This is a genomic window from Burkholderia territorii, from assembly GCF_902833055.1.
Taxonomy (GTDB): domain Bacteria; phylum Pseudomonadota; class Gammaproteobacteria; order Burkholderiales; family Burkholderiaceae; genus Burkholderia; species Burkholderia territorii.
Genome location: NZ_CADFEJ010000001.1, coordinates 132,250 through 152,371, shown reverse-complemented (window position 1 = coordinate 152,371; position 20,122 = coordinate 132,250). Strand labels below are relative to the sequence as shown.

General features: G+C 60.5%; 19 protein-coding genes and 1 pseudogene. 9 read left to right on the top strand and 11 right to left on the bottom strand.

The genetic code is table 11. The features are described from left to right. Positions 1-148 precede the first annotated feature (148 nt). Together HW466_RS31760 and ribA are read right to left on the bottom strand one after the other, a co-directional pair. Positions 149-419: pseudogene (locus HW466_RS31760) on the bottom strand (hypothetical protein); the annotation flags it as partial. Between the two features lie 261 nt (positions 420-680). Beyond that, positions 681-1,331, bottom strand: coding sequence for a GTP cyclohydrolase II (gene ribA, locus HW466_RS00705; protein ID WP_059451670.1), 651 nt, complete (start codon positions 1,329-1,331; stop codon positions 681-683). A gap of 177 nt (positions 1,332-1,508) precedes the next feature. On the opposite strand from ribA, the gene HW466_RS00700 reads away from it, so the two are divergent. Beyond that, positions 1,509-1,970 (top strand): CBS domain-containing protein, encoded by a 462-nt coding sequence (locus tag HW466_RS00700; RefSeq protein WP_059451671.1) that lies wholly within the window; start codon positions 1,509-1,511, stop codon positions 1,968-1,970. Positions 1,971-2,123: 153 nt separating this feature from the next. On the opposite strand, the gene HW466_RS00695 is transcribed toward HW466_RS00700, so the two are convergent. Continuing rightward, the gene (locus HW466_RS00695) at positions 2,124-2,453 is read right to left on the bottom strand and encodes a DUF4148 domain-containing protein (RefSeq protein ID WP_059451672.1); all 330 of its coding nucleotides are present in this window, start codon (positions 2,451-2,453) and stop codon (positions 2,124-2,126) included. 513 nt (positions 2,454-2,966) lie between these two features. Between HW466_RS00695 and HW466_RS00690 the strand changes: the two genes are divergently transcribed. Then, a complete protein-coding gene (locus tag HW466_RS00690) occupies positions 2,967-3,365 on the top strand; it encodes a GreA/GreB family elongation factor (protein ID WP_151002914.1) in 399 nt (132 codons plus the stop codon). Positions 3,366-3,531: 166 nt separating this feature from the next. Here the strand turns inward: HW466_RS00690 and HW466_RS00685 are convergent, their stop codons facing one another. Beyond that, positions 3,532-4,653: a porin gene (locus tag HW466_RS00685; RefSeq protein ID WP_059451674.1), complete on the bottom strand. Its 1,122-nt coding sequence runs from the start codon at positions 4,651-4,653 to the stop codon at positions 3,532-3,534. Between the two features lie 610 nt (positions 4,654-5,263). On the opposite strand from HW466_RS00685, the gene HW466_RS00680 reads away from it, so the two are divergent. Further along, on the top strand, positions 5,264-5,638 hold the full coding sequence (locus tag HW466_RS00680) for a YXWGXW repeat-containing protein (protein ID WP_081053111.1): 375 nt from the start codon (positions 5,264-5,266) through the stop codon (positions 5,636-5,638). Next, positions 5,635-5,868, top strand: coding sequence for an SDR family oxidoreductase (locus HW466_RS00675; RefSeq protein WP_060347232.1), 234 nt, complete (start codon positions 5,635-5,637; stop codon positions 5,866-5,868). Before HW466_RS00680 ends, HW466_RS00675 begins: the two co-directional genes overlap by 4 nt. A gap of 179 nt (positions 5,869-6,047) precedes the next feature. Here HW466_RS00675 and HW466_RS00670 read toward each other — a convergent pair whose 3' ends face one another. Continuing rightward, on the bottom strand, positions 6,048-7,565 hold the full coding sequence (locus tag HW466_RS00670) for a purine-cytosine permease family protein (protein WP_060022418.1): 1,518 nt from the start codon (positions 7,563-7,565) through the stop codon (positions 6,048-6,050). 396 nt (positions 7,566-7,961) lie between these two features. Between HW466_RS00670 and soxR the strand changes: the two genes are divergently transcribed. Continuing rightward, a complete protein-coding gene (gene soxR / locus HW466_RS00665) occupies positions 7,962-8,441 on the top strand; it encodes a redox-sensitive transcriptional activator SoxR (RefSeq protein ID WP_059774247.1) in 480 nt (159 codons plus the stop codon). A 68-nt stretch (positions 8,442-8,509) separates the two neighbouring features. Here soxR and HW466_RS00660 read toward each other — a convergent pair whose 3' ends face one another. Beyond that, a complete protein-coding gene (locus HW466_RS00660) occupies positions 8,510-9,163 on the bottom strand; it encodes a TetR/AcrR family transcriptional regulator (RefSeq protein ID WP_059845575.1) in 654 nt (217 codons plus the stop codon). 147 nt (positions 9,164-9,310) lie between these two features. Here HW466_RS00660 and HW466_RS00655 point away from each other — a divergent pair, with 147 nt between their 5' ends. Continuing rightward, on the top strand, positions 9,311-10,603 hold the full coding sequence (locus HW466_RS00655; RefSeq protein ID WP_151002908.1) for an NAD(P)/FAD-dependent oxidoreductase: 1,293 nt from the start codon (positions 9,311-9,313) through the stop codon (positions 10,601-10,603). Positions 10,604-10,647: 44 nt separating this feature from the next. Then, positions 10,648-11,037, top strand: coding sequence for a DUF3331 domain-containing protein (locus tag HW466_RS00650; RefSeq protein WP_059792882.1), 390 nt, complete (start codon positions 10,648-10,650; stop codon positions 11,035-11,037). Here the strand turns inward: HW466_RS00650 and HW466_RS00645 are convergent. Together HW466_RS00645 and ggt are read right to left on the bottom strand one after the other, a co-directional pair. Further along, positions 11,034-12,362, bottom strand: coding sequence for a dicarboxylate/amino acid:cation symporter (locus HW466_RS00645; RefSeq protein WP_059845571.1), 1,329 nt, complete (start codon positions 12,360-12,362; stop codon positions 11,034-11,036). The two genes, HW466_RS00650 and HW466_RS00645, sit on opposite strands and share 4 nt — an antisense overlap. A 97-nt stretch (positions 12,363-12,459) precedes the next feature. Then, a complete protein-coding gene (gene ggt, locus HW466_RS00640) occupies positions 12,460-14,211 on the bottom strand; it encodes a gamma-glutamyltransferase (RefSeq protein WP_059545291.1) in 1,752 nt (583 codons plus the stop codon). Positions 14,212-14,583: 372 nt separating this feature from the next. Between ggt and HW466_RS00635 the strand changes: the two genes are divergently transcribed. Together HW466_RS00635 and HW466_RS00630 are read left to right on the top strand one after the other, a co-directional pair. Then, complete coding sequence (locus tag HW466_RS00635; protein WP_059451622.1) at positions 14,584-15,462, top strand: MurR/RpiR family transcriptional regulator; 879 nt, start codon at positions 14,584-14,586, stop codon at positions 15,460-15,462. Positions 15,463-15,737: 275 nt separating this feature from the next. Next, a complete protein-coding gene (locus tag HW466_RS00630; protein WP_170296595.1) occupies positions 15,738-15,896 on the top strand; it encodes a hypothetical protein in 159 nt (52 codons plus the stop codon). A 651-nt stretch (positions 15,897-16,547) separates the two neighbouring features. On the opposite strand, the gene HW466_RS00625 is transcribed toward HW466_RS00630, so the two are convergent. The 3 genes from HW466_RS00625 to HW466_RS00615 all read right to left on the bottom strand — a co-directional run bounded on the left by HW466_RS00625 (position 16,548) and on the right by HW466_RS00615 (position 20,117). Beyond that, complete coding sequence (locus HW466_RS00625; RefSeq protein ID WP_151002906.1) at positions 16,548-16,820, bottom strand: hypothetical protein; 273 nt, start codon at positions 16,818-16,820, stop codon at positions 16,548-16,550. Positions 16,821-18,083: 1,263 nt separating this feature from the next. Beyond that, positions 18,084-18,881 carry a hypothetical protein gene (locus HW466_RS00620; RefSeq protein WP_151002902.1) on the bottom strand — a complete coding sequence of 266 codons (798 nt, stop codon included), beginning with the start codon at positions 18,879-18,881 and terminating at the stop codon, positions 18,084-18,086. Between the two features lie 234 nt (positions 18,882-19,115). Beyond that, complete coding sequence (locus tag HW466_RS00615; protein WP_151002900.1) at positions 19,116-20,117, bottom strand: hypothetical protein; 1,002 nt, start codon at positions 20,115-20,117, stop codon at positions 19,116-19,118. Between the last annotated feature and the right edge of the window lie 5 nt (positions 20,118-20,122).

Sequence of the window (20,122 nt, the reverse complement as noted above, 5' to 3'; positions counted from 1 at the left end):
CAATTGTACAAAAGGCACAGCGGCACGATCACAAAATTGATTGAGTCTTGGTACGGTGATACATCCGGAACCTACGGTCATTGACCACGTGGAGATTGCACTGAGAAAAACTTTAGGCCGCGCGCACCTCCTTCAACAGACCACTCGCTTTGCCGCGCAGGATCATTCGCCACCAGTTCGGCGTGCCATCAGGCAGCCTCCCAGCGTCCATCGCATAGTCCCACGCTCCGCCCAGCCCCATGCGCAGGCGCGCAGCGAGCGCTGGCGTGGCACGATAAGAATCCAAGAATTCGAACGCCTGAGCACGGGTTATCGACGCGGCCGGAACGTTCTCGATGGGGGGACTTGTATCGGTAGATCCAGGAACGACGGCTCTCGCTGGCCTGGAAGCGGAGGCCCGGGAATCCGTCAAAGGTCATGTGTTGGCCCGCAGGCAACTTGCTCGAGGTGCGTGCGTCGAATCTCTTCAGCGGTCGGCGTAGGTTTTTGTTGTAGGCCGAGACCGCAGCGTAGCTTTTTCGGTCTGGCGCAGAAAAATGTTACGCCAGAGTGCCAAGTTTTCGCCTATTTGGTCAAATGCAGACAAGGCATCTGACAAACGCAACTTTCGGCTCAAACCCTTTACTCTGACGTGCGAAAACCAGATGGATCAAGGGGCTCCGCGGAGCCCCTTGTTTCCGCTACTCGTTTTCCTCGAAGTAATGCCCGAACTTCGCCTGCTTGGTCCGGATGTAACGCTCGTTTTCCTCGCGTACAGGTACCGCGAGCGCCACACGTTCGCAGACGGGAATGCCGTGCTTCACGAGCGTGTCGAACTTCTTCGGATTGTTGCTCATCAGTCGCACCGACGTCACGCCGAGGATCCGCAGGATGGCTGCGGCCGAGTCGTATTCGCGGGCATCGTCGGGCAAGCCGAGGTCAAGATTCGCCTCGACGGTGTCGCGCCCTTGCTCCTGCAACGCATACGCACGGATCTTGTTGCTCAGGCCGATGCCGCGCCCTTCGTGACCGCGCAGATACAGCAGCACGCCGCGACCTTCCGCCGCGATGTAACGCAGCGCGAGATCGAGTTGCTCGCCGCAATCGCAGCGGTAGGAGCCGAACACGTCGCCGGTCAGGCATTCGGAATGAAGCCGCGTCAACACGGACTGATCGCCGGCGACGTCACCCATCACGAGCGCGAGATGTTCGGCATCGCTGCCCGATACGCGGAACGCGTATGACGTGAACGTACCGTAGCGCGTGGGCAGCGACGCGGTGGCGACGAGCGTCACGCACTCGTCGGCCTGGCCATTGCCCTGCGCGGGCGATTGTGGACGCGAAGACATCATGAATTCAATCGAAACGATCAGGAATGTAGGAGTTGTGTGGATAGTGCGTGACCGGAGTTTACCGCTAATCTGGAAACGTCACGCGACTGCCGCAGCAGGCCCGGCTATACTGGGCCCGTCGGGTGCCGCGCATCACGCCCTGCCTTCCCTGCATCGTCCCGCACACGGAGAAAGCAAATGAGCACGACCGTCGCGCAAATTCTCAAAGCCAAGCCGGATTCCGGCCGCACGATCTACACCGTCAAGAAAGCCGATTTCGTCTACGACGCCATCAAGCTGATGGCGGAAAAAGGAATCGGCGCGTTGCTGGTCATGGACGGCGACGACATCGCGGGCATCGTCACCGAGCGCGACTACGCGCGCAAAGTCGTGCTGCAGGACCGTTCATCGAAAGCCACCCGCGTCGAGGAAATCATGACGGCCAAGGTGCGCTACGTCGAACCGTCGCAATCCACCGACGAGTGCATGGCGCTGATGACCGAACACCGGATGCGCCACCTGCCCGTCCTCCAGGACGGCAAGCTCATCGGCCTGATCTCGATCGGCGACCTCGTGAAAAGCGTGATTGCCGACCAGCAGTTCACGATCAGCCAGCTCGAACACTATATCCACGGTACGCCGACGGTCACGTCCGCCTGACCCGTCTCAGCAAAAAAGGCCCAAACGCGTGAGCGTCTGGGCGGAAAAGCCGCCGGAATGCGGCGACGGAGGTTCTGCTCGGCTGACGCAGACGCGCGCGAGTCGCGCGCGTCCGGTCGGTCACATGCTGTGCTCGGGCAGACCCGGGGATGTTCAGTTGCCGAAGTACACGGAGTTCACGGGGTTCGGCGCTTCACGCGTCATGCGGCGGCCCGACTGGCCTGCGCCTGCCGCCACCGCACCGTAGCCGCTCGTGTCGGCCTGGGCGAGCATCGGCTGGTTCGGTTGCATCCGTTGTTCCGCGGCCTGGATGTTCTGCGGATATTGCGCATCGCTTGCGAGCGGCTTGTAGCCGTTCTGTTCGAGTTGCACAAGTTCGGCGCGCACCTGGTCGCGGGTCAAGCCCTGCTCGGACTGCGCGAACGATGCGATCGGGGCGGCAAGGACGGATGCAGCGATCGCTGCGTAGATGATCGACTTCATGATGGACCTCCGAAATATGTTCTCTTTTGGCGTCGCTTCCGGCAAGACTGTCTGAAGCGATGGATCAAGTGTAGTGCTCGCCATACCAAGGGGAAACCCTTGGTTTGAACATACTGCGTTGCATTTTCGGAAAAAATCGCCCGCTCTCGTCACGCAAGATCTCTATCACTTAAATCATTTTCACAACAATGCCTGACGAAAGGCCGACAACCCGATCACCAATTCGGAAGGTTGTGTTGTAGAATCGTAAGGTTTTATTCGCCTGTCGATACCGTATCCACCATGCACGCGCTCACGCCTTCCTCGGTTTCGCCGTCCGGCCCCGCCGGCGTGCGCGCGCACGCCGGCCATCCGGCGCACCTCTGCCTTCGACGCACGGCCCAGGCACCGCTCGCCCCTGCCCGGCGCCTGATCTGACGGCACGGCCTCCTTCCGGAGCCAGGTCAGACAGGCTCCGGGCGATCCCCATAGGCACGCCACGCCTGCCCCATGCCGATCATTTGGAGAACTGCCATGAAACAACGCCTTTACCAGTTGACCGAACTTGATGTCGCTCGTCTCGAGAAGCACGCCGAGCACAACCCGCGCTTCCAGGCGATGCTCGACACGCTGCTCGAGCGCGCAGACATCGTGCAGCCCGACGCCATCAAGGCAAACGTCGTCACGATGAACTCGCAGATCACGCTGTTCGACGAAGCGTCCCAGGAACAGACCACCTGGACGATCGTTTATCCGGATGCGGCCAATCTCGAACTTGGACGCCTGAACGTGTTCTCGCCGGTCGGCATGGCGCTGCTGGGCGCGCAACGCGGTCAGCTGGTGAAGGTGCTGCAACCCAGTGGCGTCGAAAAACTGATGAAGGTCGCGGCGATCGTGTTCCAGCCGGAAGCCAACGGCGAATATACGCGCTGATCCATCGAAAACCGCAACCTGCCCCGAATGCGAAAAAGCGAGGTGTGCCTCGCTTTTTTTGCGCCTCCACGATCCGGATTGTCGTCGACGCACTTCACAGTCGAAAAAAAAGGCGCCCGAAGGCGCCTTTTTCGATGCTGCGAGACTGGTTACCCAGCCGTCACGCTTAGAAGCGGTGACGCAGACCAACCGTTGCTGCGGTTTGGTTGATCGACGAGCTCGGCAGGTTGTTCGCGAAGCTGTCGCCGTTGTAGATCGACGCGCCGATGCCGTTCTTCGCTGCACGCTGGTACACAGCTTGTGCGTAGACGTCCGTGCGCTTCGACAGCGAGTAGTCAGCTTGCAGGCCGAACTGGTTCCAGTGCGTGCTGCCGTTGTTGATCTTCGCGTTCGTGTACGTGTAAGCAGCACCCAGGCCGAGAGCCGGCGTCAGGTTGTACTTGGCGTTGACTTCGTAGTTGTCGGTACGCAGCGTGCCCAGAGCAACTGCGTTGTTGTCCAGACGCGCTTGCGTCCATGCAGCGCCGACTTGTGCCGGACCGAATGCGTACGCAGCAGCAGCACCGTACGTGCGGACGCGGCCTTGGCTAGCGATGCCGCCGATTGCCGACGACGTTGCGCCGTTTGCGTTCGTACCGTCACCCAGGTTAGCTTGCGAGTATGCAGCACCCAGCTTCAGGCCTTGGAACTGGTATGCAGCACCTGCGCTGTACGCACGGTTGTTGCCGAAGTTCGTGTTGTTCGAGAACGAGTACGTGCCACCGAATTGCAGGCCAGCGTAGTTCGCGCTCGTGAACTTGATCGTGTTGTTCGATGCGACATCACCGTTCGTGCTCAGGCGGTCGAGGTTCAGCGGGTGCGCGAAGTACGTGCCGCCCCACGAGCCCGTTGCCGTCAGCGGCGCCAGGAAGTCTTGCGTTGCGTCGTATTGCTTACCCAGCGTGACCGTGCCGTACTGGCTCGACAGGCCGACGAAAGCTTGACGGTTGAACATGCCGCCGTTGCCGTTCGCGAACTTGCCGTTACCGATGTTGAAGCCGCTTTCCAACGTGAAGATTGCCTTCAGGCCGCCACCGAGGTCTTCCGAACCACGCAGGCCGAAGCGGCTCTGGTCGATGCCCGAACCCATTGCCCAACGCGACTTGCCAGCTTGGCCGAGTGCCGGCTGGACGTTGCTCGTGTAGGTGATGCCTGCGTCCAGCACGCCGTACAGCGTGACGCTGCTTTGCGCGTGAGCGACGGTAGCGAACGATGCTGCAGCTGCTGCAACGATCAGAGTCTTGTTCATTCGTGGAGCTCCCTTCTAAAAAGAGGCAGGTCTCGCGACCTTGTTCATAAACGGTCTGCAACCGCCCGGGAACGCCATCGGTCCTTCTGGCCGCGCCCGGATAGTTGCCCGTTTGGGAACCGTGAGTTTAGGGGTGTACCCTAGGGGCGCGATCTGCAAATAAAGAAATAAGCTTTTCCAGAACTAGAAATAATGAAAGTGGGTACGCGTTATAAGTATTTGTTTTAACGTATTTTTTTGACCGATTGACGGATGCTTTTTGGAGGCTTTCATCCCACCATTCTTTCGTGTCATCGTCTTGACGGTTGCATAGAAACAACAAGCGGAATCCATCGAGCCACGCAAAATCGGTAATTTTTACCCGAATCAGTCTCAAATATTGGCCCCGTTGGCCTAAACCGCTGCGACCAAACTGTAAACACGTGGCCGTGCAGTGGTAGCGACCCCATCGGGCAGTCGGCGCCAGCGGCGCGGGACCGATGGCGTTCGCTCGGCTACCCGGCGGTCATCGTGACATGCCGTAACAGCCTTAACGCCCCGCGTAACCCGGCAGTGGGATCAGCGGGCTAATGTAAGGCAGCCCGATCGCATACTAGATAGAGGATCCGCCATGCATCGACGCTCGCTACTGCGCGCCATCGGAGTGGCCGCCGCCCTCGCCGTCACCGGCGGTTGGCTGCGTACCGCCTCGGCTCAATCCGCACCGCCCGGATATCGGCCCCCAGGACCGCCTCCCGGGCCGGGCAGGCCCTCTTATTCCGACCGCCCGGGCTTTCCGCCTCCCGCACTGCGGCATGACCGCCGCCCACCGCCACCGCGGCCGCACGGCTATGTGTGGACCGACGGCCACTGGCGCTGGCAGCGCGGCCGCTATATATGGGTGCCCGGACGCTGGATCGCGCGCCGCCCCGGACGCAGATGGGTGCCCGGATACTGGCGGCGTCAGGGACCGGTGTGGGTCTACGTTGACGGTACCTGGCGATGAATCGCCCGGGCCGGTGCACGGCCGACGCTCTTCGTGAGGCGGCGCGCCCGCCGGAATACGCTGATTTCGATCCATCGTCGCTCTACAGCGGGCTGCCGATCGCGCGCATCGGCAAACCGGGCGAAGTGGCGAGCCACGTGCTGTTTCTCGTATCCGCCGAATCCGCGCATTGCACGGGCTCGGAATTCATCGTCGACGGCGGGATGCTCGCGGCCAGCACGTTCCGCTGATCCGTACGGGAGGCGATACGCGCCTGCCTCTGCCCGACACGCGTTCCCGCTTGCAGCCGGGTACAGGCGGCCTGTCATTCGCACCGATCGTCACGCGTGCGGAAACAATCATGCCGCCGGCGGCTCTCCCGCGTGGCGGCATGATGAATTCCGAAGCGAAACGACACGCAGTGCCGCGCTCAAGAGCCCTTCGGCTGAATCGCCGGCGCGCCGACACCGCCCGCCGCCTGCCTGGGGCCACGCACGAGGAAGCGCCCGTTCGGACCGTACACGCCTTCCGCTTCCGGATGCACCGTCAGCAGCACGAAATAAAGCAGTCCACCGACCAGCAGCGACACGGGCACGCTCAGATCCAGCCCGCCCGCGAGGTTACCGAGCGGCCCGACGAACTGCCCCGGCAGGTTCACGAACGACAGCCCGATGAACGCCGCGGGCAGCCACGCACCCATCGCGCGGAGGTTCCAGCCGTGCGTGAACCAGTAGTGGCCGCCGCGCAGCCCGCGATTGAACACCTGCAGGTCGTCGGCGAGATAGAAGCCGCGGCGCGTCACGTAACCGATCACCATGATCGCCATCCACGGGCAGCTGAACGTGTCGATCAGCGTCGAGAACGTCGCGACGCTTTCGACGAGGTTGAACCAGAAGCGGCCGACGAAGATGAACGCGATCGCGATCGTGCCGATCAGCAGCGTCGCACGCACGCGGTTCAGGAAGCGCGGGAACATGCTCGATACGTCGAGGCCCGTGCCGTACAGCGCGGTCGTGCCGGTCGACATCCCGCCAATGATCGCGATCAGGCACATCGGCAGCAGGAACCAGCGCGGCGACACGGCAAGCAGCCCGCCGACGTAGTCGTTCGACGCGATGAACGCGGGCGCCTTCGACGCGATGATCGTCGCGGTCGCGAGGCCGAAGAAGAACGGCACGAAGGTAGCGATCTGCGCGGCGAACACGACGCCCATCACGCGCCGCTTCGGCGTCTGTTGCGGGATGTAGCGTGCCCAGTCGCCGAGCGTCGACGCGAACGACACCGGGTTGCTCAGCGCGACCAGCACCGCGCCGACGAACGCGGCCCAGAAACCGGCACTGCCCTGGCTCAGCGTGCCGGCATAGTTCATGTCGAACATCCCCGCAAACGCGAACAGGCCGGCGACGAACAACAGGCTCGCTGCCCACACGGCGATCTTGTTGACCCACAACATGAAGCGAAAACCGTAGATGCAGACGATCAGCACGAGCACCGCGAACACCATGTACGCAGCGCCAAGCGTGAAGCCGTTGACCGGCACGCCGACCAAGTTGTGCGCGCCGCCCACGAGCGCATCGCCGGAACTCCACACCGCGAGCGAGAAGAACGCGATCGACGTGAGCAGCGCAAGGAACGAACCGACGATCCGGCCGTGGATGCCGAAATGCGCGCCGGACGACACGGGATCGCTCGTCCCATTGCGCGGGCCGAACAGGCTCATCGGCGCGAGGATACAGGTGCCGGCGAGCACGCCGAGCACGATCGCGCACACGCCCGCCTTGAACGACAGCCCGACCAGCACGGGGAAGCTGCCGAGCACCGACGTGGAAAACGTATTACAGCCGCCGAACAGCAACCGGAACAGATCGATCGGACGCGCATAGCGCGATGCGTCGGGGATCCGCTCGAAACCGAACGATTCAACTTGCGTAATCCTGCCTTCAGCCATTTGTCTCCAGCTCCTGTGGTGCATCGGTACGGCCTGCGACTTCGGCCATACGACGCATCGTCATCAATTTGCGGCCACTCTAAACCGGATCGGGCGGCGCAAATATTACGCATTCGAGACGTTTACGACGAAGGGGAACGATGTTTCGCGGCGGGGAATCGGCCGCTTGCCGCGCCACGCATGCGGTGCGTGCGATGCAACGCAGGTGCGACGGCGAGGCGAGGCGTGGCGCTGCCGCCAGCGGACCTCGTTTCGGTGCCCGGCAATGCGCAGGCCGCGCGCGAAGACGATGTCGCGCGGAGGAACGAGAAAAGCATGACGCGTCGCGACGGGTTAAACTGCCGCGCAGCATGAAAGTTGAAGTCAACTTCAAGGCTGGCTTTCCCGGAGGGTGTCATGAGTACCGACGAAATGCCGCAATGGCCGCTGATGTCGATTCGCGAAGTGGCCGCGCGCAGCGGCGTGCCGGCATCGACGTTGCGCTTCTACGAGAAGCGCGGGCTCATCAGGTCGCATCGCAACGGCTCGAGCCATCGCCACTATTCGCGTGCGGTGCTGCGGCTGATTGCGTTCATCGTGTTCGCGCAGAAGATCGGCTATTCGCTCGACGAGATCGCGGAACAGCTCGTGAGCCTGCCGGAAGACACCGCGCCGACCAACAAGGACTGGCAGCGGCTGTCGCGCGGCTGGAAGCAGCGCGTCGCGAACCGGATCGAGGAACTGCAGCGGCTTTACATCAACCTCGACGAGTGCATCGGTTGCGGCTGCCTGTCGTTGAAGCGCTGCAAGCTGGCCAACCCCGACGATCGCGCGGGCCGCAACGGGCCCGGCGCGCGGCGCTGGCTCGGTGATAAACCGCCCACGAGCGTCGAATGACGCGCGGCACGCAGTGAGCAACCCGGAGCGGATTGCCGCCACGCCACCACGCGCATCGCGCGCGGCACTCAGTCGCCGACGAGATTGAACGCGACGTCGATTACGGACTGCCGGAACGCGTCCCGCCGCGTCGGCAGCGACGTGAATGCCAGCATCATGTGACTGTACGACACCGTCATGCCGATCGCGCTTGCGATCATGAAGAACAGCACGTTCGGATCGACCGCGCGGATCGCACCGGCCTCGACGGCGTCGGACAGCAGCGGGAACATCACGTCGTAATACGGCCGCACGAGGCGCTCCTGCAGCCGGTCGAGCCGCGCTCCCTGCTCGGTCGCCGCGGTCGAGAAGAACATGCCCATGTCGGGCTCGTCGAACTCGTGATCGACGCACAGCTCGATCGCACGCCGCACGCGCTCGCGATGCGGCAATGATGACGTGCGCAGCGCGCGCAATGCTTCGAACATCGGCTCCGCGAGATCGACGATCTGCTCGACGACGGCCAGCCACAACGTTTCCTTCGTGCCGAAATGATGGGCGATCAGCGCCGCGTCGATGCCCAGTTCGCGCGCGACCTCGCGCACGCTCGTCGCATCGTAGCCGCGCTTCGCGAACGTGCGGCGCGCGGCACGCAATATCACGTCCGGACCGACGGACGCCTCCGCCAGCGGCCGCCCGCGCGTACGCCGCTTCGCCGGCGCGCGCTCAGTAACTTCAGCCACGTTTTCCTGCTCCCGTTGAATGAATCGAATGCCGGTGTTCCGGCCCCGGCTCGGCATCGCCGAACCGGGCTGCCTGCCCCGCTCCGTTGACACGCGAAGCCGGGAAGCGCTAGGATCATACCTTATTCATCACTCGATGATTTATCCATGACAACCCGTACTCGCATCGTGATCGTCGGCGGCGGCATCGCCGGATTGCAGCTGGCGACTCGCCTCGGCGAGCGTCTCGGCCGCACCGGGCGTGCCCAGGTCACCGTCGTCGATCGCAGCCCGACCCATGTCTGGAAGCCGATGCTGCACACGATCGCCGCCGGCACGCGCGACGTGCAGCAACAGCAGGTGATCTTTCTCGCCCATGCGCGCGATCACGGCTACACGTATCAGCCCGGCGAATTGAAGGGGCTCGATCGCGCGCGCCGCCGCGTGCAACTCGGCGAGATCCGCTCGCAGAGCGGCGAACGGGTGATCGACGCGCGCGAACTCGAATACGACGTGCTGATCCTCGCGCTCGGCAGCCAGGCCAACGATTTCGGCGTGCCGGGCGTGCGCGAGCACTGCTACTTCATCGACAGCCAGCAACAGGCCGAGACCTTCAACGAAGCATTGCGGATGCGCGTGTTTCGCAGCGTCGCGCGCGACGAGTCGTTACGCGTCGCGATCGTCGGTGCGGGCGCAACGGGCGTGGAGCTCGCAGCGGAATTGAGCCGACTGCTGGAAGTGGCGCAGGCGTACGGCGACGAGACGGTGCGTGAACGGCTGCAGCTCACGCTGCTCGAAAGCGGCCCGCGCATCCTCGCCGCGTTTCCGCCGAGGATTTCCGCGTCGGCGCAGCGGCGGCTCGAGCAGATCGGCTTTCGCGTACTGACGTCGACGCGCGTAACGGCGGCCGACGCGAACGGGTTTCACTATGGCGACAGCTCGTTCGCGGAAGCAGATCTGATGGTATGGGCGGCCGGCGTGAAGGCGCCGGATTTCATGCAGGCGCTGGGCGGGCTCGACACGAACCGCGCGAACCAGATCCGGGTCGGGCCCACGTTGCAGGCCACGGCCGACGAGCACGTGTTCGCGATCGGCGATTGCGCGAGCCTGCAGCCCGACGGCCACGAGCGGCCGCTGCCGCCCACCGCGCAGGTCGCGGCCCAGCAGGCCGAGCATCTCGCGAAGCACTTGCCGGCATGGCTCGACGGCAAACCGCTGCCGCCGTTCGCGTTCCACGATTTCGGCGCGCTCGTGTCGATCAGCGATTACGACGCGTTCGGCACGCTCGGGCAATTCGGCTTCTTTCGCGGCGGCTTCATCCAGGGGCGTTTCGCGCAACTCAGCCACCTGATGCTGTACCGGCGCCACCAGCAGGCGCTGCACGGATTTTCCAAGGCGACGCTGCTGTGGATCGCCGAACGGATCAACGGCTGCGTGCAGCCGCGCATCCGCTTGTCGTGATGCCGCATGTCGCGTCAACACGTAACGTTTCGAAGGAAATAAAGATGAGCAACAGTGCAATTGCCTGGCTCAAGACGGTCGCCGCGATCGGCAGCTTCGACATGCCGTCTGTTTCATTGGCCGCACCGCGGCGGCGCTCCATCACACGCGATCGCCTGCCGTCGTGGGACGCGACGAGCCAGCCGACGATCAGCGTGCTCGAGCGCCCCACGGCCGACACTGTGATGATTTCGTGGCGCGACGCGTGCACCGGCCACTACGGTTACCAGAAGTGGCGGCTGTTCACGACGCGCAAGCGCGGCGTCTGTGCGCTGTCGGGGCAGCCGATCGCGCCCGGCGACAGCGTTTATGCGCCGCAACTGCTCGGCTCGGCGCCGGGCAACGCCGCCGCAATGGTGCTGGCGACGTACATCGACGATGCGTGTGCCGCTTAAGCGGACGTCGCCCCACCGGCGCCATAGGCCGGATCGCCGTTCTGCCGCTCCAGTTCCGCGTCGAGATGCGCGGCATGCGCGAACGCTTCGGACTCCGACATCAGTTCGCCCTCCCACTTCGCGACCACGGCACTCGCGATCGAATTGCCCACCGCATTGGTGGCCGAGCGGCCCATGTCGAGGAACGTGTCGACGCCGAGGATCAGCAACAGCCCCGCTTCCGGGATATCGAACTGGTGCAGCGTCGCCGCGATCACGACGAGCGATGCGCGCGGCACGCCCGCCATCCCCTTCGACGTCAGCATCAGCACCAGCAGCATCGTGATTTGCGTGCCGAGCGACAGGTGGATGTTGTACGCCTGCGCGATGAACAGCGACGCGAACGTGCAGTACATCATCGAGCCGTCGAGGTTGAACGAATAACCCATCGGCATCACGAAGCTCGAGATCTTGCGCCGCACGCCGAACCGGTCGAGCGCGTCGAGGATCTTCGGGTATGCGGCTTCCGAGCTGGCCGTCGCGAACGACAGCATGAACGCTTCCTTGATCAGCACCAGCAGCTTGAATACGCGGCGGCCGAGGAACAGCAGGCCGGCGAGCACGAGCGTGCTCCACAACAGGAACAGGCTCACGTAGAAGTCGCCCATGAACACCGCGAACTTCAGCAGCACCGACAGCCCGTTGACCGCGACGGTCGCGGCCATCGCCGCCAGCACCGCAAGCGGCGCGAGCTTCATCACGTAGCCGGTGATCTTCAGCATCACGTGCGCCAGCTGATCGATCGCGGCGACGAGGATCTTGCCGCGCTCGCCGAGCGCCGACAGCGCAACGCCGAAGAACATCGAGAACACGACGATCTGCAGGATCTCGTTGTTCGCCATCGCCTCGGCGATCGACTTCGGCACCATGTGGCTGACGAAATCCTTCAACGTGAATTTCGACGTCGCGAGATGCGCGGATGCGCCGATGTCCGGCAGCGGCAGCCCGAGGTTCTCGCCGGGACGCAGCAGGTTCGCCATCAGCAGCCCGAGCAGCAGCGAGATCAGCGACGCGGTGACGAACCAGCCGAACGCCTTCACGAACACGCGCCCCACCGACGATGCATCGCCCATGTGCGCGATGCCGACGACCAGCGTCGAGAACACCAGCGGGCCGATCACCATCTTGATCAGTCGCAGGAACACGTCCGACACGAGGGAGATGTAGCCGGCGATTTCGGTCGCCGATTGCTTGTCCGGAAACTGCGTGTAGATCATGTAGCCGATGAAGATGCCGGCCACCATCGCGAGCAGGATCCAGACTGCCGCAGACATTCGCTTGTTCATGACGGTACTCTATGCACGGTGCAGGATTGAAAGAAGAAAATGCGCGCGCCGATGCCGTGCCTCGGCGCGCGTTGCGAGCGAGTCGGGCCGGGCCAGGTCAGTAGCCGATGGCCGAACCGGCCGGGCGGCGCGGATCGTTGACACCGTAGATGTAGCCGACGCGTACGTTGCCGGACACCGACGAGTCGTTGCCGGAACTCTGACGGCTCGCCGCCTCGGTGCCGGGCAGGCCGACCATGATCAGCTCGGCTGCGCCCCACGGCGTCTGCTCGACCATCTTGTAGCCCATGTTGCGCAGGATCGCGAGCGTGTCGGGCGACAGGCCGCGCGTCTCGTAATACACCTGGTCGGGCAGCCATTGATGATGGATGCGCGGCGCCCCGACCGCATCCTGCGGCGTCATTCCGTAGTCGATCACGTTCAGCACGGTCTGCAGCGTGATCGTGATGATGCGTGAGCCGCCCGGCGAGCCGACCACCATGAACACCTTGCCGTCCTTCTTCACGATCGTCGGCGCCATCGACGACAGCGGGCGCTTGCCCGGCGCGATCGAGTTGCGCGTGCCCTGCACGAGGCCGAACAGGTTCTGCGCGCCCACCTTCACGGTGAAGTCGTCCATCTCGTCGTTCAGGAAAAAGCCCGTGCCCGGCGCGATCACCACGGCGCCGAAGCGGCCGTTGACCGTATACGTGGTCGACACCGCGTTGCCGTCGCGGTCGATGATCGAATAATGGGTCGTCTCCGGCTTTTCATGCACGCCGACACCCGGTTGCACGTCGACCGACGCCGTCGCCGTGTCGCCGCTGATCTGCTTGCGGATCTCGGCCGCATACGCCTTGCTCGTCAGCTTCGCGACCGGATTGTCGATGAAGTTCGGGTCGCCCAGCAGCGTGTTGCGATCTTCGTACGCGTGGCGCATCGCCTCGGTCATGTAGTGGACCACCGAAGCCGACTGGTAGCCGAACTTGCGCAGGTCATACCCTTCCAGCACGTTCAGCGTCTCGCACATCGTCACGCCGCCCGAGCTCGGCGGCGGCGCCGACACGAACTCGTAGCCGCGATACGTGCAGGTCAGCGGCGCCATGTCCTGCGCACGATACGACGCGAAGTCGGCCGCCGTGATCAGCCCGCCGCCGCGCTTCGCGGCCGCTTCGACGATCTTCGGAATCTCGCCGTGATAGAACGCGTCGGGGCCATGCTCCGCGATGCGCTCGAGCGTGCGCGCCAGATCCTTCTGCACGAGGCGGTCGCCCGGCTGCAGCGGCGTGCCGTCCGGGCGCAGGAAGATGCGCGCCGCTTCCGGATCCTTCTTGAAGCGGTCGATCGTCGTGTCGAGGATGTCCGTGTCGCCGCGCGTCAGCACGAAGCCGTCGCGCGCGAGCCGGATTGCAGGCTCCATCACCTGACGGCGTGTCAGCTTGCCGTACTTGCGCTGCGCGAGGTCGAGACCCGCTACCGTGCCCGGCACACCGACCGCGCGATAGCCGTACAGGCTGTCGTCCGGAATGACGTTGCCGTTCGCATCGAGATACATGTTCGCCGACGCCGCGGCCGGCGCGGTTTCCCGGAAGTTGATGAAGCGGTCACGGCCGTCCGCCAGATGCAGGGTCATGAACCCGCCGCCGCCGATGTTGCCGCAGCACGGATTGGTCACCGCTTGCGCGTAGCCGACCGCCACGGCGGCGTCCACCGCGTTGCCGCCCTCCTTCAGGATGTCGACGCCGATCTGCGACGCGAAGTGCTGCGACGACACGACCATGCCGTTCTTCGCTTCCACCGCAGGTTCCGAAGCGGCGAGCGCGCCCGCGCTCAGGGCCGACAACAGGGTGAGTACGACGAGCCGCCTCATGACGGAATCCTCCAGACGAATGACCGGGCCTTGCCGGGGTGCGTGAGCCGCCCGGAAGGCCGGTCGACGCCGTGGATCAGAATGTAATGAACAATACATTCCGATGAGGCCGGGATCATAGCACCGGCATTTTTGCGTCAAAACCTAGGGTTATCACTCAGTTCATGCGCGACATTACGGGCAGCGCAACCGAGAGAAATGTTAGTTTCATTACATAATTGGCTGTCAGATGCCACGAGTGATACGTCCCTCTAATCTTTGATCTCATGCGAATTGCGGCCCGTCGATCGGCTAACATGCATGGAGTCGCCGGCAGACGCCCGTCTGCCGTTCGTCATCATTCATTCAGCTACGAGCAAGCCGGAGTGCCCGATGGGGACAAGCATCAGGGCGTTGCTGCTATCCCAGATGGATAGCTTCACGCCGTCGGAACAGAAGGTCGCGCACGCGCTGCTCGAGCGTTATCCGAGCCTCGGGCTCGGGCCGATCGCGAGCTTCGCGAAGCAGGCCGAAGTCAGCGACCCGACCGTGTTTCGCTTCGTCGTGCGGATCGGCTTTCCGAACTACTCGTCGTTTCAACAGGCGCTGCACGACGAAATCGACACGGCGATGAATTCGCCGCTCGCGCGGATGGATGCGTTTCACTCGGAATCGGGCATGCGCGACAGCCATGCGGCAATCTTCCAGCGCCTTTCGCAATCGCTCGCCACCACGATCGAAGGACTCGATGCGGCGGCATTCGACGACGCGGTGACGCTGCTGGCCAATCCGGATATCCGCGTGTTCTGCGGCGGCGGGCGTTATACCGCGCCGCTCGCATCGCTGTTTTCCTTCACGCTCGCGTATGCGCGCCCGCATGTGCAATACGTCGAACCGAACGTGCATCTCGCGTCGGTCTCGCTGACTGACATGGGCGCCGGCGACGTGCTCGTCATTTTCGATTTCCGACGTTATCAGAAGGACAGCGTCCGGTTCGCGCAGGCCGCGCATCAACTCGGCGTGCGGGTGCTGCTGATCACCGACGAATGGCGCTCCCCGATCAGCGCATTCGCCGAAATCGTGCTGCGGATCCAGGGACGCCCGTTCGCGATGCTGCAGACCAACGTGCCGGCGCTCGCGCTCGCAGAGGCGCTGGTGATCGGCGTGACGAACCGGCTTCCGGAACTGGCGCGGCAGCGGATGGAGAAGATCGAGCGGCTTAGTACGGGTGGGAACGAGCAGGATGGGAATCAGTGGGATTTGCCGGAGTGAGGAGATTCACTGCTTCAGGTCGGAACTGAACCATGGACCGAATTTCTCAGGATCGTCGCTCAGCATTCCGGCCTTGCGTAGTCGTATTGCAGCCAGCAGTAGCAAACGAAACCATGCCAACCTTGATCCAGATTTGCAGACTCGCATACAACCTGCGCCAGTTCATCCTTTATCTACCACTGCCTGCCACACGTCATTGATGATCGCGCCATTCAGGTTCGACGTGTCGCAATTCAGCGATGCCACATCCTGCCTCTTGTGACAGATAGCTCGCCGTGAAGCACAGCAGCTTGATCGTCGCGTTCGTGATCGCCGACATGCGCGGGATTGCCGATGCGCGTAGACGAATGCGAAGCGAAACGCCACCTACTGCCGTCATCAACGCCATCAACGCCATCAACGCCATCAACGCCATCAACGCTCGCAAAAAATGACGAGCTCAGAAAATTCTAATTTATATTTGACTACCAACGTACACTGACGCAGACAACAATTATAAATACTGCACTTATTACAGAAGAAATTTTAATTATTGATTTCACATCATACCACCCAGGAAAGTAACTTATCGAATTAAAAAATGCATACATATATGCCCCACCTATCCATGCAACCGAACACGCGAAAAACCAGATAAAAAACAAACGGATCGCTAGCAAGGTCAATCGCTTAATCACTGATTTTTCCTCGAATTTTGCGAATTGCAAAGCATACACCGGAGCACACATCATCCTGGTGGACGCAGCACCGCTCGCGCCTCCCTACAAAAAGCAAGTCCAGTCAATAGCCGATTGCCTTTGAGACGCACACCTCTACTTGCAATCAGGCTCATCACTGTATTAATCACCTTCGTCGGTTACCAGCAGTTTCTTGGGCAGTTCAGGTAGCGGCCCGCGGGCCGCTGCCCGAAGCGCTACAGTTTGCCTTTTCCTCTTCACTGGCGCATCCAAGACTTTTACGCCTCACGTTATGCCTCGCCCACGAAATCACGGATAGGTCCGAGCCTGGCAACCGCTTCTCCGCGATCGCCTTCTTCTCGTTATCGTGCAACTGCCGATTGAACCGATTCAACATTACGCAAGTGATCAGCGTCGATTTTTTATAGTGACAATTAGCATCCTCAAAATCTCCGCAACAATTATTAACACAACGCCAATTCTAACAACATACAAAATCGCCTCGTGTTTTTTTATTTGCTCACCAGACATACCGAGCACACCAAAACTGTCGGACAAAAAATAAACCGCAGTCGGGATATAAATAAATCCGAGATATACAATAAAAATTCCCAGCATGCGCGCGCAAGCCCCTCTCCACCCACCATCCCGGATAAAATTTTCTAATTTTAAAATTTGCACCTTTATCTCCTCTTATTTGACACAAAATATGACGTACCTTAAGCGACGAAGTCAGCGATAGCACCAGTAATTTCAGGCAAGGGTTTCTCACACCTTGCAGTAAAGCCGGAATCTTTGGATCTAGATTCGGATAGGTAACCGGCTGCTCAATCTGTGCGAATCCTTATGTCGTAGCCAAACCAGCAAGACAGCCGCATTCAGGTCTTGACCTTGCAGCTCCGAGCCTGTCAACGCACACCGTCGGAATCACCGGAGCACATATCATCCTCTTGGACGCAGCCCCCGTCGCCCTCCCAACGCAAAGCTAGTCCAGTCAATAGCTGATTGCCCTCAAGTTGCACACCACCATTTGCAATCGGGCCCACCAGCATATTAATTGCCTTCGTCGGCTAACAATGCAAACTACCATTCCCCTTCGCAACTAGCCACGACGAAGCTTTGCCCAAGCAAACAGCGTAAATACTAGCGACCATAGAATTCCACGAACCAAGACACTTTTCACGTCGATCAACCTCACCAAATCAAAAAAGCCAAATCGACCATAACACCCGCCAATAAAAATACAGTTAATTGACAAACCAACGATCCATGCAACAGCAAGTATTGCCCAACAAACCATTAGCCACGCACAAAATATACCGGAAGCCTCTTCATTTAATTAATCAACCCCTTCGACTTAGTCGCCTCATATGCTTTATTTGACACCCCTACCAAAGATCACCGATACCGGATCCAAATATAACTGGAAGATTGTTTTGATTGAGAAAATTCCAACTGCTATTCGACCATACCCCAGTCGCAGCCCAATTTTGACCATTGGCTAAAGTAGGTCTTGTCGCACCATAGAGACTAGATTCGCCGATCTTCCCAATGCCATAACCCAAACTCGACAAGATTCCGCTACTCACTGCCGGTCCTAAGACGCTGTCGCTTTTTCCTGACATTACCCTCCATTGATAGCCAATGACGTGCTCGATGTCTGGCGTCACCTTTCAATTTTGTTTCGATCGTTTTTTTCTTCACCCTCGCCTCTTGGTTCGTAGCCTTTTCTTGCTCTCTTGTAACTGCTATCGAACGGCTTTATCTTTAACATACGAGCACGACTAGCATAGCCACCGATTGCCACAAGAAACAATCCAACCGACATAAATAAGATTGAATTCGCATACTGGACGCTCCAATAAACGATGCCAGCACCCACCACACAAAACACCGTACGCGACCATCCACTCAAATTTCCGTCATAAATGATACGAATTCTCTTCATTTTCTTGATTTACCCTGATCCTTCATTTCATTGATCCAGTTTGAATCTTTAATTCCATTCCCAATCTCATTGATCATAGGCCCCCAAAGCGGGAATTTTTCTGCAACCCTATACAACAGAAGATCGACTGTACTGTCAACGCTGAACCCAACGGGGTTGGGCCTAACAATCTGCTCGACAACGCTCGCACCAAACCCTAAGACTGTTCCAGCCAGTGTTGCGCTGGCAAACCCTGGAGCATATGGGGATGGAATCTCAGCTGCAGCCCCAGTTGCTGCGCTAAACCGCCCCGCATTCGTCGAAACCATCGACGCCAAACCGGCCGTCGTGTCTCTCAAATAGTTCAGATCCGACTGGTCGAACTTTGTAAAGGGCCCGCTCACGTTAAATCCCCATACATTGCTTGACGGTACATCATAGGTGACCATACTCGGCACATCATCGGGCATCACCTTGTTGTAATTGTCAAGGATGCAGGCTTGGATCTGTGGGTCAGATTGCGCGGTCTTTTGTGTCAACACCGTTATTCCATTAGCCGTCGGCTTCGCACCGATCCACTGCGCGCCGCTATCTGTGGGTACTTGCCCAACCAAAGTCGCCGGTGCACCGGATTCGTGATGCAATCCAATCGAGGCTCCCATGATTCGCATCTGATCTTGGATCTGCGCCTGCGTGTATCGGCCGTTACTCGTTTCCGCAAGTCTCTTTGCTAGCGCGCGTTCGTCGAATTGCGCGTCTTGATGCAATTGCCGATTGAAGCGATCTCTATAAACAGTGAATCCGACTCGCGCCACGCTCATCCTTCAATTAAGATCGCATTCTTATCCTGACGTATTGTGCTATGGCAAATACGCCGAATACCGAAGCCATTAGCGAACCGCGAATCAGAACAAATCGTATGTCATCAATCCCCCATCGATAGCTACCACCATAAAAAACCTCCGCCATCAAGACAGATGAGACTTTTACTGCAGCGAAACATAGCAGCGATAGGGTATAGGCCAAAACCAACAAGTACACCAAGCGAATCATTTCTTCTGCTCCGCGTGACTCTTAATTCCGTTCATTGCCGCATTCGCTGCCTCCGATCCGGAGCCTCCGGCAATACCTGAACCAATGACTGGCAAATTATTGGGTCTAAAAAGATTCCATCCAGACGCTCCCGCCCACGTGCCAACGTCCGCCCACCCCGAGCTATTGATCGTTGGGCGTAGGGAAGAACTGATCCCGGCGCCCATGACCTTACCAGCGCCATACCCGAATGCCGAGCCAACACCGGAAACCGCACTACCAAACGATATGCTGTCGTTCGTGCCCTGCAAGATATTGTTCAGCGCAGTCGTCGTCGCACCACCAATCGTGTTCACCCCGACGTTCCACAGCAGCCCGCCGTATGCACCTGCCGCGCCCGTCCCAAACGCGCCGGCTACATCAACCGGGTTGACCTTCCCATCCTTGTAGTACTGCGCTCCCGCATTGGTCCCCGCACTAATCGTCCCCGTCCCAACCGGCGACGCCAACGCCCCAGAACCCAAAACCCCGCCCGTACTAAATATCGGCGCTCCCGGCAACGCCGCTATCGGACCACCCACCGCAATCCCCACTGCACCCGCTGCCGCGCCGAGCGTGAGCTTTCCGTACAGGTCCTGATATGCCTTGTCCCGGCCTGCCGAGTTAGCCATCGCCTGACCGTCCGGTACGTTCATGCCTACACCATTCGGATAGTACTTCCCGTATATCTCCACATTCGCCTTCTGCTGCGGCGTCGCGTAGAACATATAGCCCGGTCCACTGTTGCCGTCAGCAGGCAACATCCCATGCGCCTGCTTCAAGAAGTCATACGCGCGTTGGTTCCAGCTACCGGGCGAACCATTCTGTACTTGCAAATTCGCCTGTGTCGTCAACTCGTTATGTGCCTGCTCCACCGTCAAACCGTATTTCTTCGCGTATACCGCTACCTTTTCACTGATCCACTTCTTCTCTTCTTGATGCGATTGCCGATTGAAGCGAACTCGCTGCGGCCTAGTCATTGTTT

Excerpts from the sequence above, each read along its gene's own strand:
- HW466_RS00650 (WP_059792882.1), top strand. The coding sequence starts at position 10,648 with ATGAGCAACAGTGCAATTGCCTGGCTCAAGACGGTCGCCGCGATCGGC.
- HW466_RS00635 (WP_059451622.1), top strand. The coding sequence starts at position 14,584 with ATGGGGACAAGCATCAGGGCGTTGCTGCTATCCCAGATGGATAGCTTC.
- ribA (WP_059451670.1), bottom strand. The coding sequence starts at position 1,331 with ATGATGTCTTCGCGTCCACAATCGCCCGCGCAGGGCAATGGCCAGGCC.
- HW466_RS00680 (WP_081053111.1), top strand. The coding sequence starts at position 5,264 with ATGCATCGACGCTCGCTACTGCGCGCCATCGGAGTGGCCGCCGCCCTC.
- HW466_RS00675 (WP_060347232.1), top strand. The coding sequence starts at position 5,635 with ATGAATCGCCCGGGCCGGTGCACGGCCGACGCTCTTCGTGAGGCGGCG.
- ggt (WP_059545291.1), bottom strand. The coding sequence starts at position 14,211 with ATGAGGCGGCTCGTCGTACTCACCCTGTTGTCGGCCCTGAGCGCGGGC.
- HW466_RS00700 (WP_059451671.1), top strand. The coding sequence starts at position 1,509 with ATGAGCACGACCGTCGCGCAAATTCTCAAAGCCAAGCCGGATTCCGGC.
- HW466_RS00615 (WP_151002900.1), bottom strand. The coding sequence starts at position 20,117 with ATGACTAGGCCGCAGCGAGTTCGCTTCAATCGGCAATCGCATCAAGAA.
- HW466_RS00695 (WP_059451672.1), bottom strand. The coding sequence starts at position 2,453 with ATGAAGTCGATCATCTACGCAGCGATCGCTGCATCCGTCCTTGCCGCC.
- HW466_RS00690 (WP_151002914.1), top strand. The coding sequence starts at position 2,967 with ATGAAACAACGCCTTTACCAGTTGACCGAACTTGATGTCGCTCGTCTC.
- HW466_RS00645 (WP_059845571.1), bottom strand. The coding sequence starts at position 12,362 with ATGAACAAGCGAATGTCTGCGGCAGTCTGGATCCTGCTCGCGATGGTG.
- HW466_RS00670 (WP_060022418.1), bottom strand. The coding sequence starts at position 7,565 with ATGGCTGAAGGCAGGATTACGCAAGTTGAATCGTTCGGTTTCGAGCGG.
- HW466_RS00655 (WP_151002908.1), top strand. The coding sequence starts at position 9,311 with ATGACAACCCGTACTCGCATCGTGATCGTCGGCGGCGGCATCGCCGGA.
- HW466_RS00685 (WP_059451674.1), bottom strand. The coding sequence starts at position 4,653 with ATGAACAAGACTCTGATCGTTGCAGCAGCTGCAGCATCGTTCGCTACC.
- soxR (WP_059774247.1), top strand. The coding sequence starts at position 7,962 with ATGAGTACCGACGAAATGCCGCAATGGCCGCTGATGTCGATTCGCGAA.